Consider the following 15,797-nt stretch of genomic DNA (forward strand, 5'->3'; position numbering starts at 1 on the left):
ACAAACGTCCGGGACCTCCCCGTCAGGCCCGAGTACGTACGCCGCAGGCGAGGTCTCCATTGGGCTGCGTCTGCGGTGAATGCTGGTCGCGATCACAGACCGCCTCAGCTAAACAAGAAGTCGCCCGAGTTGAAATTTGTAAGCCCGCTGAGGGTGGTGATGTTGTCGAATTCAGCAACCAGCACCGCGCCGCCGGCTGAACTTGGGTTCTGATCGTAGTAGACCGCCGCATGGCCGAGATCCGTGTTGTGGAACACGAACAATGCCCCTGTGGTTATGTTGCTGTAACCATTGATGGTGCTCTGGACGGTTGCGTTCGTGACGCTCACGTCCGTTTTGACGGCAACCTCCGTTCCGGCAACATTGATCGTGCCGTTGTTTCCCACCTTCACATTGTCCACGCTTGTATTGTTGTTGCCGACGGCGAACTCGAACGTGCCGCCTCCGACGTCCAACTGGAACCTGTCCACGGTTGTGCTATTCGTCCCAGCGTTGAAGTCAGTCATATGGTTCGTGGTGGTGGCAAACTTTTGGAAAAAGAAGGTATCATTTCCCACGCCTCCGGTCAGGGTGTTGTTGCCAGCACCACCGTTTAGGGTGTCGTTGCCGTCTTGGCCGAAAAGAGTGTCGTCACCTCCGAGCCCGAACATCATATCGTTACCGCCGCCGCCGTAGAGCATATCGTCGCCCGTTCCACCGGTCGGATTGTCCACCGAGTTGCCATTGCCACCGGTGATAATCGTGAACGTCTCGGTCTTTTCGAAGGCCGGGCCTATAGGATCACCGGTCTGCGTTGCCGTTACCGTCACTGAAAATGTACCGTTCGTCGATAGCGCATCCGAATGAAGCGTATTGCCGGTAATCGAAAACAAGCCCGGATTCGACTGCGAGGCAATGCTGAAGCTGAATCCACCTGCGTCGGGATCAGTCGCCGTCAGCAGCCCACTGAACTCAAAACTATTGAAGTTAACGCTATCCGCCGGAACGACAGGTGTCAGCTTAATGTCGGTCGGCGGCTGCCTAGCTGGACCATCATCTGCGCCGGTGATGGCGACGACGATGTTGTGGCTGGCCGTGCCGTCGAGCGAGCTGACGCTCAGCGTGTCGCTGACGGCGTCGCCCTGGTTGAGCGCCTGCGTCGCGGCCCGGTTATTGTCGAGCGTATAGGTCCAGCTGCCGCTGGCGGCATTGAAGGTGAAGCTGCCATAGATGCCGTTGAGGGAGGCCGGGGCGGCAAACGCCGCCTCGCCGTCGTCGACATCGCTGACCGTCAGCTTGCCGGAGGCATTCGGATCGCCGCTGCCGGCCGCACCCGCCTCGACCGTCGCCCGATCGTCGGTGACCGTCGCATCGACGACGATCGAAGCCGCATCGTTGGCGCCGGTGATGGCGACGACGATGTTGTGGCTGGCCGTGCCGTCGAGCGAGCTGACGCTCAGCGTGTCGCTGACGGCGTCGCCCTGGTTGAGCGCCTGCGTCGCGGCCCGGTTATTGTCGAGCGTATAGGTCCAGCTGCCGCTGGCGGCATTGAAGGTGAAGCTGCCATAGATGCCGTTGAGGGAGGCCGGGGCGGCAAACGCCGCCTCGCCGTCGTCGACATCGCTGACCGTCAGCTTGCCGGAGGCATTCGGATCGCCGCTGCCGGCCGCACCCGCCTCGACCGTCGCCCGATCGTCGGTGACCGTCGCATCGACGACGATCGAAGCCGCATCGTTGGCGCCGGTGATGGCGACGACGATGTTGTGGCTGGCCGTGCCGTCGAGCGAGCTGACGCTCAGCGTGTCGCTGACGGCGTCGCCCTGGTTGAGCGCCTGCGTCGCGGCCCGGTTATTGTCGAGCGTATAGGTCCAGCTGCCGCTGGCGGCATTGAAGGTGAAGCTGCCATAGATGCCGTTGAGGGAGGCCGGGGCGGCAAACGCCGCCTCGCCGTCGTCGACATCGCTGACCGTCAGCTTGCCGGAGGCATTCGGATCGCCGCTGCCGGCCGCACCCGCCTCGACCGTCGCCCGATCGTCGGTGACCGTCGCATCGACGACGATCGAAGCCGCATCGTTGGCGCCGGTGATGGCGACGACGATGTTGTGGCTGGCCGTGCCGTCGAGCGAGCTGACGCTCAGCGTGTCGCTGACGGCGTCGCCCTGGTTGAGCGCCTGCGTCGCGGCCCGGTTATTGTCGAGCGTATAGGTCCAGCTGCCGCTGGCGGCATTGAAGGTGAAGCTGCCATAGATGCCGTTGAGGGAGGCCGGGGCGGCAAACGCCGCCTCGCCGTCGTCGACATCGCTGACCGTCAGCTTGCCGGAGGCATTCGGATCGCCGCTGCCGGCCGCACCCGCCTCGACCGTCGCCCGATCGTCGGTGACCGTCGCATCGACGACGATCGAAGCCGCATCGTTGGCGCCGGTGATGGCGACGACGATGTTGTGGCTGGCCGTGCCGTCGAGCGAGCTGACGCTCAGCGTGTCGCTGACGGCGTCGCCCTGGTTGAGCGCCTGCGTCGCGGCCCGGTTATTGTCGAGCGTATAGGTCCAGCTGCCGCTGGCGGCATTGAAGGTGAAGCTGCCATAGATGCCGTTGAGGGAGGCCGGGGCGGCAAACGCCGCCTCGCCGTCGTCGACATCGCTGACCGTCAGCTTGCCGGAGGCATTCGGATCGCCGCTGCCGGCCGCACCCGCCTCGACCGTCGCCCGATCGTCGGTGACCGTCGCATCGACGACGATCGAAGCCGCATCGTTGGCGCCGGTGATGGCGACGACGATGTTGTGGCTGGCCGTGCCGTCGAGCGAGCTGACGCTCAGCGTGTCGCTGACGGCGTCGCCCTGGTTGAGCGCCTGCGTCGCGGCCCGGTTATTGTCGAGCGTATAGGTCCAGCTGCCGCTGGCGGCATTGAAGGTGAAGCTGCCATAGATGCCGTTGAGGGAGGCCGGGGCGGCAAACGCCGCCTCGCCGTCGTCGACATCGCTGACCGTCAGCTTGCCGGAGGCATTCGGATCGCCGCTGCCGGCCGCACCCGCCTCGACCGTCGCCCGATCGTCGGTGACCGTCGCATCGACGACGATCGAAGCCGCATCGTTGGCGCCGGTGATGGCGACGACGATGTTGTGGCTGGCCGTGCCGTCGAGCGAGCTGACGCTCAGCGTGTCGCTGACGGCGTCGCCCTGGTTGAGCGCCTGCGTCGCGGCCCGGTTATTGTCGAGCGTATAGGTCCAGCTGCCGCTGGCGGCATTGAAGGTGAAGCTGCCATAGATGCCGTTGAGGGAGGCCGGGGCGGCAAACGCCGCCTCGCCGTCGTCGACATCGCTGACCGTCAGCTTGCCGGAGGCATTCGGATCGCCGCTGCCGGCCGCACCCGCCTCGACCGTCGCCCGATCGTCGGTGACCGTCGCATCGACGACGATCGAAGCCGCATCGTTGGCGCCGGTGATGGCGACGACGATGTTGTGGCTGGCCGTGCCGTCGAGCGAGCTGACGCTCAGCGTGTCGCTGACGGCGTCGCCCTGGTTGAGCGCCTGCGTCGCGGCCCGGTTATTGTCGAGCGTATAGGTCCAGCTGCCGCTGGCGGCATTGAAGGTGAAGCTGCCATAGATGCCGTTGAGGGAGGCCGGGGCGGCAAACGCCGCCTCGCCGTCGTCGACATCGCTGACCGTCAGCTTGCCGGAGGCATTCGGATCGCCGCTGCCGGCCGCACCCGCCTCGACCGTCGCCCGATCGTCGGTGACCGTCGCATCGACGACGATCGAAGCCGCATCGTTGGCGCCGGTGATGGCGACGACGATGTTGTGGCTGGCCGTGCCGTCGAGCGAGCTGACGCTCAGCGTGTCGCTGACGGCGTCGCCCTGGTTGAGCGCCTGCGTCGCGGCCCGGTTATTGTCGAGCGTATAGGTCCAGCTGCCGCTGGCGGCATTGAAGGTGAAGCTGCCATAGATGCCGTTGAGGGAGGCCGGGGCGGCAAACGCCGCCTCGCCGTCGTCGACATCGCTGACCGTCAGCTTGCCGGAGGCATTCGGATCGCCGCTGCCGGCCGCACCCGCCTCGACCGTCGCCCGATCGTCGGTGACCGTCGCATCGACGACGATCGAAGCCGCATCGTTGGCGCCGGTGATGGCGACGACGATGTTGTGGCTGGCCGTGCCGTCGAGCGAGCTGACGCTCAGCGTGTCGCTGACGGCGTCGCCCTGGTTGAGCGCCTGCGTCGCGGCCCGGTTATTGTCGAGCGTATAGGTCCAGCTGCCGCTGGCGGCATTGAAGGTGAAGCTGCCATAGATGCCGTTGAGGGAGGCCGGGGCGGCAAACGCCGCCTCGCCGTCGTCGACATCGCTGACCGTCAGCTTGCCGGAGGCATTCGGATCGCCGCTGCCGGCCGCACCCGCCTCGACCGTCGCCCGATCGTCGGTGACCGTCGCATCGACGACGATCGAAGCCGCATCGTTGGCGCCGGTGATGGCGACGACGATGTTGTGGCTGGCCGTGCCGTCGAGCGAGCTGACGCTCAGCGTGTCGCTGACGGCGTCGCCCTGGTTGAGCGCCTGCGTCGCGGCCCGGTTATTGTCGAGCGTATAGGTCCAGCTGCCGCTGGCGGCATTGAAGGTGAAGCTGCCATAGATGCCGTTGAGGGAGGCCGGGGCGGCAAACGCCGCCTCGCCGTCGTCGACATCGCTGACCGTCAGCTTGCCGGAGGCATTCGGATCGCCGCTGCCGGCCGCACCCGCCTCGACCGTCGCCCGATCGTCGGTGACCGTCGCATCGACGACGATCGAAGCCGCATCGTTGGCGCCGGTGATGGCGACGACGATGTTGTGGCTGGCCGTGCCGTCGAGCGAGCTGACGCTCAGCGTGTCGCTGACGGCGTCGCCCTGGTTGAGCGCCTGCGTCGCGGCCCGGTTATTGTCGAGCGTATAGGTCCAGCTGCCGCTGGCGGCATTGAAGGTGAAGCTGCCATAGATGCCGTTGAGGGAGGCCGGGGCGGCAAACGCCGCCTCGCCGTCGTCGACATCGCTGACCGTCAGCTTGCCGGAGGCATTCGGATCGCCGCTGCCGGCCGCACCCGCCTCGACCGTCGCCCGATCGTCGGTGACCGTCGCATCGACGACGATCGAAGCCGCATCGTTGGCGCCGGTGATGGCGACGACGATGTTGTGGCTGGCCGTGCCGTCGAGCGAGCTGACGCTCAGCGTGTCGCTGACGGCGTCGCCCTGGTTGAGCGCCTGCGTCGCGGCCCGGTTATTGTCGAGCGTATAGGTCCAGCTGCCGCTGGCGGCATTGAAGGTGAAGCTGCCATAGATGCCGTTGAGGGAGGCCGGGGCGGCAAACGCCGCCTCGCCGTCGTCGACATCGCTGACCGTCAGCTTGCCGGAGGCATTCGGATCGCCGCTGCCGGCCGCACCCGCCTCGACCGTCGCCCGATCGTCGGTGACCGTCGCATCGACGACGATCGAAGCCGCATCGTTGGCGCCGGTGATGGCGACGACGATGTTGTGGCTGGCCGTGCCGTCGAGCGAGCTGACGCTCAGCGTGTCGCTGACGGCGTCGCCCTGGTTGAGCGCCTGCGTCGCGGCCCGGTTATTGTCGAGCGTATAGGTCCAGCTGCCGCTGGCGGCATTGAAGGTGAAGCTGCCATAGATGCCGTTGAGGGAGGCCGGGGCGGCAAACGCCGCCTCGCCGTCGTCGACATCGCTGACCGTCAGCTTGCCGGAGGCATTCGGATCGCCGCTGCCGGCCGCACCCGCCTCGACCGTCGCCCGATCGTCGGTGACCGTCGCATCGACGACGATCGAAGCCGCATCGTTGGCGCCGGTGATGGCGACGACGATGTTGTGGCTGGCCGTGCCGTCGAGCGAGCTGACGCTCAGCGTGTCGCTGACGGCGTCGCCCTGGTTGAGCGCCTGCGTCGCGGCCCGGTTATTGTCGAGCGTATAGGTCCAGCTGCCGCTGGCGGCATTGAAGGTGAAGCTGCCATAGATGCCGTTGAGGGAGGCCGGGGCGGCAAACGCCGCCTCGCCGTCGTCGACATCGCTGACCGTCAGCTTGCCGGAGGCATTCGGATCGCCGCTGCCGGCCGCACCCGCCTCGACCGTCGCCCGATCGTCGGTGACCGTCGCATCGACGACGATCGAAGCCGCATCGTTGGCGCCGGTGATGGCGACGACGATGTTGTGGCTGGCCGTGCCGTCGAGCGAGCTGACGCTCAGCGTGTCGCTGACGGCGTCGCCCTGGTTGAGCGCCTGCGTCGCGGCCCGGTTATTGTCGAGCGTATAGGTCCAGCTGCCGCTGGCGGCATTGAAGGTGAAGCTGCCATAGATGCCGTTGAGGGAGGCCGGGGCGGCAAACGCCGCCTCGCCGTCGTCGACATCGCTGACCGTCAGCTTGCCGGAGGCATTCGGATCGCCGCTGCCGGCCGCACCCGCCTCGACCGTCGCCCGATCGTCGGTGACCGTCGCATCGACGACGATCGAAGCCGCATCGTTGGCGCCGGTGATGGCGACGACGATGTTGTGGCTGGCCGTGCCGTCGAGCGAGCTGACGCTCAGCGTGTCGCTGACGGCGTCGCCCTGGTTGAGCGCCTGCGTCGCGGCCCGGTTATTGTCGAGCGTATAGGTCCAGCTGCCGCTGGCGGCATTGAAGGTGAAGCTGCCATAGATGCCGTTGAGGGAGGCCGGGGCGGCAAACGCCGCCTCGCCGTCGTCGACATCGCTGACCGTCAGCTTGCCGGAGGCATTCGGATCGCCGCTGCCGGCCGCACCCGCCTCGACCGTCGCCCGATCGTCGGTGACCGTCGCATCGACGACGATCGAAGCCGCATCGTTGGCGCCGGTGATGGCGACGACGATGTTGTGGCTGGCCGTGCCGTCGAGCGAGCTGACGCTCAGCGTGTCGCTGACGGCGTCGCCCTGGTTGAGCGCCTGCGTCGCGGCCCGGTTATTGTCGAGCGTATAGGTCCAGCTGCCGCTGGCGGCATTGAAGGTGAAGCTGCCATAGATGCCGTTGAGGGAGGCCGGGGCGGCAAACGCCGCCTCGCCGTCGTCGACATCGCTGACCGTCAGCTTGCCGGAGGCATTCGGATCGCCGCTGCCGGCCGCACCCGCCTCGACCGTCGCCCGATCGTCGGTGACCGTCGCATCGACGACGATCGAAGCCGCATCGTTGGCGCCGGTGATGGCGACGACGATGTTGTGGCTGGCCGTGCCGTCGAGCGAGCTGACGCTCAGCGTGTCGCTGACGGCGTCGCCCTGGTTGAGCGCCTGCGTCGCGGCCCGGTTATTGTCGAGCGTATAGGTCCAGCTGCCGCTGGCGGCATTGAAGGTGAAGCTGCCATAGATGCCGTTGAGGGAGGCCGGGGCGGCAAACGCCGCCTCGCCGTCGTCGACATCGCTGACCGTCAGCTTGCCGGAGGCATTCGGATCGCCGCTGCCGGCCGCACCCGCCTCGACCGTCGCCCGATCGTCGGTGACCGTCGCATCGACGACGATCGAAGCCGCATCGTTGGCGCCGGTGATGGCGACGACGATGTTGTGGCTGGCCGTGCCGTCGAGCGAGCTGACGCTCAGCGTGTCGCTGACGGCGTCGCCCTGGTTGAGCGCCTGCGTCGCGGCCCGGTTATTGTCGAGCGTATAGGTCCAGCTGCCGCTGGCGGCATTGAAGGTGAAGCTGCCATAGATGCCGTTGAGGGAGGCCGGGGCGGCAAACGCCGCCTCGCCGTCGTCGACATCGCTGACCGTCAGCTTGCCGGAGGCATTCGGATCGCCGCTGCCGGCCGCACCCGCCTCGACCGTCGCCCGATCGTCGGTGACCGTCGCATCGACGACGATCGAAGCCGCATCGTTGGCGCCGGTGATGGCGACGACGATGTTGTGGCTGGCCGTGCCGTCGAGCGAGCTGACGCTCAGCGTGTCGCTGACGGCGTCGCCCTGGTTGAGCGCCTGCGTCGCGGCCCGGTTATTGTCGAGCGTATAGGTCCAGCTGCCGCTGGCGGCATTGAAGGTGAAGCTGCCATAGATGCCGTTGAGGGAGGCCGGGGCGGCAAACGCCGCCTCGCCGTCGTCGACATCGCTGACCGTCAGCTTGCCGGAGGCATTCGGATCGCCGCTGCCGGCCGCACCCGCCTCGACCGTCGCCCGATCGTCGGTGACCGTCGCATCGACGACGATCGAAGCCGCATCGTTGGCGCCGGTGATGGCGACGACGATGTTGTGGCTGGCCGTGCCGTCGAGCGAGCTGACGCTCAGCGTGTCGCTGACGGCGTCGCCCTGGTTGAGCGCCTGCGTCGCGGCCCGGTTATTGTCGAGCGTATAGGTCCAGCTGCCGCTGGCGGCATTGAAGGTGAAGCTGCCATAGATGCCGTTGAGGGAGGCCGGGGCGGCAAACGCCGCCTCGCCGTCGTCGACATCGCTGACCGTCAGCTTGCCGGAGGCATTCGGATCGCCGCTGCCGGCCGCACCCGCCTCGACCGTCGCCCGATCGTCGGTGACCGTCGCATCGACGACGATCGAAGCCGCATCGTTGGCGCCGGTGATGGCGACGACGATGTTGTGGCTGGCCGTGCCGTCGAGCGAGCTGACGCTCAGCGTGTCGCTGACGGCGTCGCCCTGGTTGAGCGCCTGCGTCGCGGCCCGGTTATTGTCGAGCGTATAGGTCCAGCTGCCGCTGGCGGCATTGAAGGTGAAGCTGCCATAGATGCCGTTGAGGGAGGCCGGGGCGGCAAACGCCGCCTCGCCGTCGTCGACATCGCTGACCGTCAGCTTGCCGGAGGCATTCGGATCGCCGCTGCCGGCCGCACCCGCCTCGACCGTCGCCCGATCGTCGGTGACCGTCGCATCGACGACGATCGAAGCCGCATCGTTGGCGCCGGTGATGGCGACGACGATGTTGTGGCTGGCCGTGCCGTCGAGCGAGCTGACGCTCAGCGTGTCGCTGACGGCGTCGCCCTGGTTGAGCGCCTGCGTCGCGGCCCGGTTATTGTCGAGCGTATAGGTCCAGCTGCCGCTGGCGGCATTGAAGGTGAAGCTGCCATAGATGCCGTTGAGGGAGGCCGGGGCGGCAAACGCCGCCTCGCCGTCGTCGACATCGCTGACCGTCAGCTTGCCGGAGGCATTCGGATCGCCGCTGCCGGCCGCACCCGCCTCGACCGTCGCCCGATCGTCGGTGACCGTCGCATCGACGACGATCGAAGCCGCATCGTTGGCGCCGGTGATGGCGACGACGATGTTGTGGCTGGCCGTGCCGTCGAGCGAGCTGACGCTCAGCGTGTCGCTGACGGCGTCGCCCTGGTTGAGCGCCTGCGTCGCGGCCCGGTTATTGTCGAGCGTATAGGTCCAGCTGCCGCTGGCGGCATTGAAGGTGAAGCTGCCATAGATGCCGTTGAGGGAGGCCGGGGCGGCAAACGCCGCCTCGCCGTCGTCGACATCGCTGACCGTCAGCTTGCCGGAGGCATTCGGATCGCCGCTGCCGGCCGCACCCGCCTCGACCGTCGCCCGATCGTCGGTGACCGTCGCATCGACGACGATCGAAGCCGCATCGTTGGCGCCGGTGATGGCGACGACGATGTTGTGGCTGGCCGTGCCGTCGAGCGAGCTGACGCTCAGCGTGTCGCTGACGGCGTCGCCCTGGTTGAGCGCCTGCGTCGCGGCCCGGTTATTGTCGAGCGTATAGGTCCAGCTGCCGCTGGCGGCATTGAAGGTGAAGCTGCCATAGATGCCGTTGAGGGAGGCCGGGGCGGCAAACGCCGCCTCGCCGTCGTCGACATCGCTGACCGTCAGCTTGCCGGAGGCATTCGGATCGCCGCTGCCGGCCGCACCCGCCTCGACCGTCGCCCGATCGTCGGTGACCGTCGCATCGACGACGATCGAAGCCGCATCGTTGGCGCCGGTGATGGCGACGACGATGTTGTGGCTGGCCGTGCCGTCGAGCGAGCTGACGCTCAGCGTGTCGCTGACGGCGTCGCCCTGGTTGAGCGCCTGCGTCGCGGCCCGGTTATTGTCGAGCGTATAGGTCCAGCTGCCGCTGGCGGCATTGAAGGTGAAGCTGCCATAGATGCCGTTGAGGGAGGCCGGGGCGGCAAACGCCGCCTCGCCGTCGTCGACATCGCTGACCGTCAGCTTGCCGGAGGCATTCGGATCGCCGCTGCCGGCCGCACCCGCCTCGACCGTCGCCCGATCGTCGGTGACCGTCGCATCGACGACGATCGAAGCCGCATCGTTGGCGCCGGTGATGGCGACGACGATGTTGTGGCTGGCCGTGCCGTCGAGCGAGCTGACGCTCAGCGTGTCGCTGACGGCGTCGCCCTGGTTGAGCGCCTGCGTCGCGGCCCGGTTATTGTCGAGCGTATAGGTCCAGCTGCCGCTGGCGGCATTGAAGGTGAAGCTGCCATAGATGCCGTTGAGGGAGGCCGGGGCGGCAAACGCCGCCTCGCCGTCGTCGACATCGCTGACCGTCAGCTTGCCGGAGGCATTCGGATCGCCGCTGCCGGCCGCACCCGCCTCGACCGTCGCCCGATCGTCGGTGACCGTCGCATCGACGACGATCGAAGCCGCATCGTTGGCGCCGGTGATGGCGACGACGATGTTGTGGCTGGCCGTGCCGTCGAGCGAGCTGACGCTCAGCGTGTCGCTGACGGCGTCGCCCTGGTTGAGCGCCTGCGTCGCGGCCCGGTTATTGTCGAGCGTATAGGTCCAGCTGCCGCTGGCGGCATTGAAGGTGAAGCTGCCATAGATGCCGTTGAGGGAGGCCGGGGCGGCAAACGCCGCCTCGCCGTCGTCGACATCGCTGACCGTCAGCTTGCCGGAGGCATTCGGATCGCCGCTGCCGGCCGCACCCGCCTCGACCGTCGCCCGATCGTCGGTGACCGTCGCATCGACGACGATCGAAGCCGCATCGTTGGCGCCGGTGATGGCGACGACGATGTTGTGGCTGGCCGTGCCGTCGAGCGAGCTGACGCTCAGCGTGTCGCTGACGGCGTCGCCCTGGTTGAGCGCCTGCGTCGCGGCCCGGTTATTGTCGAGCGTATAGGTCCAGCTGCCGCTGGCGGCATTGAAGGTGAAGCTGCCATAGATGCCGTTGAGGGAGGCCGGGGCGGCAAACGCCGCCTCGCCGTCGTCGACATCGCTGACCGTCAGCTTGCCGGAGGCATTCGGATCGCCGCTGCCGGCCGCACCCGCCTCGACCGTCGCCCGATCGTCGGTGACCGTCGCATCGACGACGATCGAAGCCGCATCGTTGGCGCCGGTGATGGCGACGACGATGTTGTGGCTGGCCGTGCCGTCGAGCGAGCTGACGCTCAGCGTGTCGCTGACGGCGTCGCCCTGGTTGAGCGCCTGCGTCGCGGCCCGGTTATTGTCGAGCGTATAGGTCCAGCTGCCGCTGGCGGCATTGAAGGTGAAGCTGCCATAGATGCCGTTGAGGGAGGCCGGGGCGGCAAACGCCGCCTCGCCGTCGTCGACATCGCTGACCGTCAGCTTGCCGGAGGCATTCGGATCGCCGCTGCCGGCCGCACCCGCCTCGACCGTCGCCCGATCGTCGGTGACCGTCGCATCGACGACGATCGAAGCCGCATCGTTGGCGCCGGTGATGGCGACGACGATGTTGTGGCTGGCCGTGCCGTCGAGCGAGCTGACGCTCAGCGTGTCGCTGACGGCGTCGCCCTGGTTGAGCGCCTGCGTCGCGGCCCGGTTATTGTCGAGCGTATAGGTCCAGCTGCCGCTGGCGGCATTGAAGGTGAAGCTGCCATAGATGCCGTTGAGGGAGGCCGGGGCGGCAAACGCCGCCTCGCCGTCGTCGACATCGCTGACCGTCAGCTTGCCGGAGGCATTCGGATCGCCGCTGCCGGCCGCACCCGCCTCGACCGTCGCCCGATCGTCGGTGACCGTCGCATCGACGACGATCGAAGCCGCATCGTTGGCGCCGGTGATGGCGACGACGATGTTGTGGCTGGCCGTGCCGTCGAGCGAGCTGACGCTCAGCGTGTCGCTGACGGCGTCGCCCTGGTTGAGCGCCTGCGTCGCGGCCCGGTTATTGTCGAGCGTATAGGTCCAGCTGCCGCTGGCGGCATTGAAGGTGAAGCTGCCATAGATGCCGTTGAGGGAGGCCGGGGCGGCAAACGCCGCCTCGCCGTCGTCGACATCGCTGACCGTCAGCTTGCCGGAGGCATTCGGATCGCCGCTGCCGGCCGCACCCGCCTCGACCGTCGCCCGATCGTCGGTGACCGTCGCATCGACGACGATCGAAGCCGCATCGTTGGCGCCGGTGATGGCGACGACGATGTTGTGGCTGGCCGTGCCGTCGAGCGAGCTGACGCTCAGCGTGTCGCTGACGGCGTCGCCCTGGTTGAGCGCCTGCGTCGCGGCCCGGTTATTGTCGAGCGTATAGGTCCAGCTGCCGCTGGCGGCATTGAAGGTGAAGCTGCCATAGATGCCGTTGAGGGAGGCCGGGGCGGCAAACGCCGCCTCGCCGTCGTCGACATCGCTGACCGTCAGCTTGCCGGAGGCATTCGGATCGCCGCTGCCGGCCGCACCCGCCTCGACCGTCGCCCGATCGTCGGTGACCGTCGCATCGACGACGATCGAAGCCGCATCGTTGGCGCCGGTGATGGCGACGACGATGTTGTGGCTGGCCGTGCCGTCGAGCGAGCTGACGCTCAGCGTGTCGCTGACGGCGTCGCCCTGGTTGAGCGCCTGCGTCGCGGCCCGGTTATTGTCGAGCGTATAGGTCCAGCTGCCGCTGGCGGCATTGAAGGTGAAGCTGCCATAGATGCCGTTGAGGGAGGCCGGGGCGGCAAACGCCGCCTCGCCGTCGTCGACATCGCTGACCGTCAGCTTGCCGGAGGCATTCGGATCGCCGCTGCCGGCCGCACCCGCCTCGACCGTCGCCCGATCGTCGGTGACCGTCGCATCGACGACGATCGAAGCCGCATCGTTGGCGCCGGTGAGCGAGATCGAGACATTTGCCTCGCTCAGCGTGCCATTGCCGAGCCGTATCGCGTAGACGAAACTATCTTTGAGGATTTCACCGGCAGACAGCGTGTTGATATCCGCGCCCGAGCCCGCGATGCCGCTTCCATCACTAAGACGGTATTCGATCTTTCCATTATTGATCCTGACCCAATTGCCGAGCAGGGTCTTCTCCCAGGCAGATGCCCCATTCGCTCCGACGTCTTTCGCAAGAAGCTCGTAGTCGGCGGTAATTGGATTGCCATCACCGTCGTCGACCGAAAAGAGGGATTTGGCATTCCCGCCAAGATCATTCGACATGACGTCGAGGGTTATGGTTTTGGTGGCCGCATTGTAGAGCTGGAGACTGAGCAGTTGGTCTTCTGTCCAGATGTAAGAGTCATCCTTCGCCTGCGGCGTATTGGAGAAAGAAGTCGTGCTGCCGCCGCCGGTGCTTTGCGTACCCATCAAAATAACCCCCCATAATACAAAACAAGTAACCCGGCATTGATTCAAGATTAGCAAACCAGCATGACACGCCTTGAACATGCGGTCGTGCCGATATTATCGGCAACAATGCCCATATTTCTTAAATCAGAACCGGAATACTCCCCATCCCTAATAAAGTGTTAACACATATACTGTGGAATGAAAGACGATTTTCTTGCGATGGTAAATTTGTCCAGGAATTCGCTGCGAGAGACGCCGAAGTCGCAGACCTCGATCCTGACGAGCAGTGGAGTGGGATGGCGGCGCGCAAGGCGCTTGCGAAGCGCAGGCCCAAACTTTAGAGCCTTTCCGCTTTTCCTCGCTTAGGTCGGCACCGGCTGCTCCACGCCGATCATTTCATCGGGATGTTGTCCCGGATCGTCTTTCTACAACGAAGCCAAAAGAAGGAGCTCCAAATGTCCGACGTGCGAATATTTCCATCGGGTGAGCGGCAGCGAAGCGGGACACCGACGACGGGTGAGCAAACGTTCCCCCAAGCCCGCCGCCGACGTAAAGGACACCGCCCTCCGCAAAAATATGGAACCGTGTCGTCCGCCATCGGTTGACCAAATGTCCACCTCAAACATGGAGCCGAAAATGAGCAAGACCAACGTTCGTGAACTCCAGAAACGCGCCGAACGGCAGGTGAGGAACACCAGCGCCGGCGGCCATCTCGGCGGGACATATTTCGGGCAGCAACCAGACGGAAAAACCGCCTCGTCGACCAACAACGACAGCGCCAAGGCGCGCCCGAACAACGGAAGCAAATAAGCGCCGCGGGCCTCACCGCACCTAAGTGAAGAATTCTCCTGCGCCCAGGGATCTGGGCGCCTCCCCTGCTCGCGACGTCCACCTCGCTATTGATCGGCGACGCCTCCGCGCTAGCTTCTGCTCGCGGCCGAGCGGCCGCGGGGGATGCGATCTTTGGGCGAAGGCGGAGGGCGACGTGGCATTCTATTCGATTGACGATGCGATCCGGGAACTTGCACCGGCTCTCGACAAGGCGCCGGCGGGCGCGGTCAGCGGCGAATGGACAGCCACCACGATGCAGGCAGGGCATTCCTCCCGGACGGGCGGCTACCGCGATGCCGAGGGAAACTATGTCCCTGAGGCCTCCAGGCATCCGCTCGATATCATCTCTGATGTCGTTGAAAAGCTCGGTGCATCAGGGATGCCCCGCTTCAACAAGGTGATAATCCGCTGGAGGAAGCCGAAGTTCCCCTTCATGCGGGGAGAGATCACGCTCGAAACGAGTTATGACCGAACGATCGTGCCGCGCGGCCCCGACGACCCGATCTACGAAACCGCTGCCGCTACGCGGCGCGTCTTCTGGCAGAGCCGCGGTACAGTCCAGGAGGATTTTGCCGCAGAGCGCGGAACGGCCAACATTCACGCCCAGACGAAATGGTTCGGCCCGCACCGCCGGATCCTCGCCATCCATGCGCCGGGAAGGCTGACACTTGCCACCGACGGGCTGTCGACCCCCTGGGCCGGCATATCCGAGCCTGAGAACGGCGTCGAGTGCGAGGTTTTCATGGAATTCGACGCCGCGACACTGGATGCGGCCGGGATCGAAAACTGGGCGAACCTGTTGATCAACATCGGCGACCTCGTGGCAGACGGTTATCGTGTCGCCCGCGATGTCGAGAAGCACGGCGCCATCCTGTTCTGCCGGCTGACCGAGGATTACCGCCCGATGACCCGGATCGTGCTCAGCCGTGACGCAGGCCGGATCGACGGCCTGCCTTTCGGCTCCGCGCCGCTGATCCTGGCAACGCCGATCAAGGAAGCCGAAATCGAGGGGCAGGACCTTTCCGACGACTGGGGCGCTGCGGCCGCCCGCAACGCCCTGGCCAAACATGGGGATTGATTGATGTCGCCGATGCCGGACGGTTGTCGTCCGACCGGCGCGATCTTGCGCTATTCCTGGATGTCGGCCTCGACAACCCTGGCAAGGTTTCGCAGCGACTCCTGCCAGCCGAGATAACAAGCCTCGGGCGGAATGACGTCGGGCACGCCGGCCTGCACGATATCCACCTCGGTGCCGACCGAAACCTTCTTCAGCGTCACGGTGACTTCCATTTCGCCAGGCAGGTTGGGATCGTCGAACCTGTCGGTGTAGCGCAGGCGTTCGCCCGGGACGAGCTCGAGATATTCGCCGCCGAAGGCGTGGCTGTTGCCCGTCGTGAAGTTGCGGAAGGACATTCTGAACGTGCCGCCGACAACCGGCTCCGAATGGTGCACGGTGCAGAGGAAGCCGTTCGGCGGAAGCCACTTGGCAAGCGCGTCCGCCTCCAGGAATGCGCGATAGACTTTCTCCGGGGTGGTCGCCAGAACGCGGTGCAGGCGTATGGTACTCGGCATGGTCGTGATCCTTTTTGGATTTACGGAATG

Annotated in this window: 4 protein-coding genes; 2 read left to right on the forward strand and 2 right to left on the reverse strand. The window is 66.1% G+C overall.

From position 1 onward, the window contains the following. Positions 1-104: 104 nt before the first annotated feature. A complete protein-coding gene (locus tag ACD590_RS13135; RefSeq protein WP_439020865.1) occupies positions 105-13,382 on the reverse strand; it encodes a VCBS domain-containing protein in 13,278 nt (4,425 codons plus the stop codon). A 618-nt stretch (positions 13,383-14,000) separates the two neighbouring features. Between ACD590_RS13135 and ACD590_RS13140 the strand changes: the two genes are divergently transcribed. Continuing rightward, the gene (locus tag ACD590_RS13140) at positions 14,001-14,174 is read left to right on the forward strand and encodes a hypothetical protein (protein WP_018446286.1); all 174 of its coding nucleotides are present in this window, start codon (positions 14,001-14,003) and stop codon (positions 14,172-14,174) included. A 175-nt stretch (positions 14,175-14,349) separates the two neighbouring features. Beyond that, a complete protein-coding gene (locus ACD590_RS13145; RefSeq protein WP_210067658.1) occupies positions 14,350-15,273 on the forward strand; it encodes a hypothetical protein in 924 nt (307 codons plus the stop codon). A 50-nt stretch (positions 15,274-15,323) separates the two neighbouring features. Here the strand turns inward: ACD590_RS13145 and ACD590_RS13150 are convergent, their stop codons facing one another. Continuing rightward, positions 15,324-15,767: an SRPBCC family protein gene (locus tag ACD590_RS13150; protein WP_439002726.1), complete on the reverse strand. Its 444-nt coding sequence runs from the start codon at positions 15,765-15,767 to the stop codon at positions 15,324-15,326. Positions 15,768-15,797 lie beyond the last annotated feature (30 nt).

Origin of the sequence: Rhizobium sp. 862_C5_N1_2 (assembly GCF_051811205.1) — a bacterium.
GTDB lineage: Bacteria > Pseudomonadota > Alphaproteobacteria > Rhizobiales > Rhizobiaceae > Rhizobium > Rhizobium leguminosarum.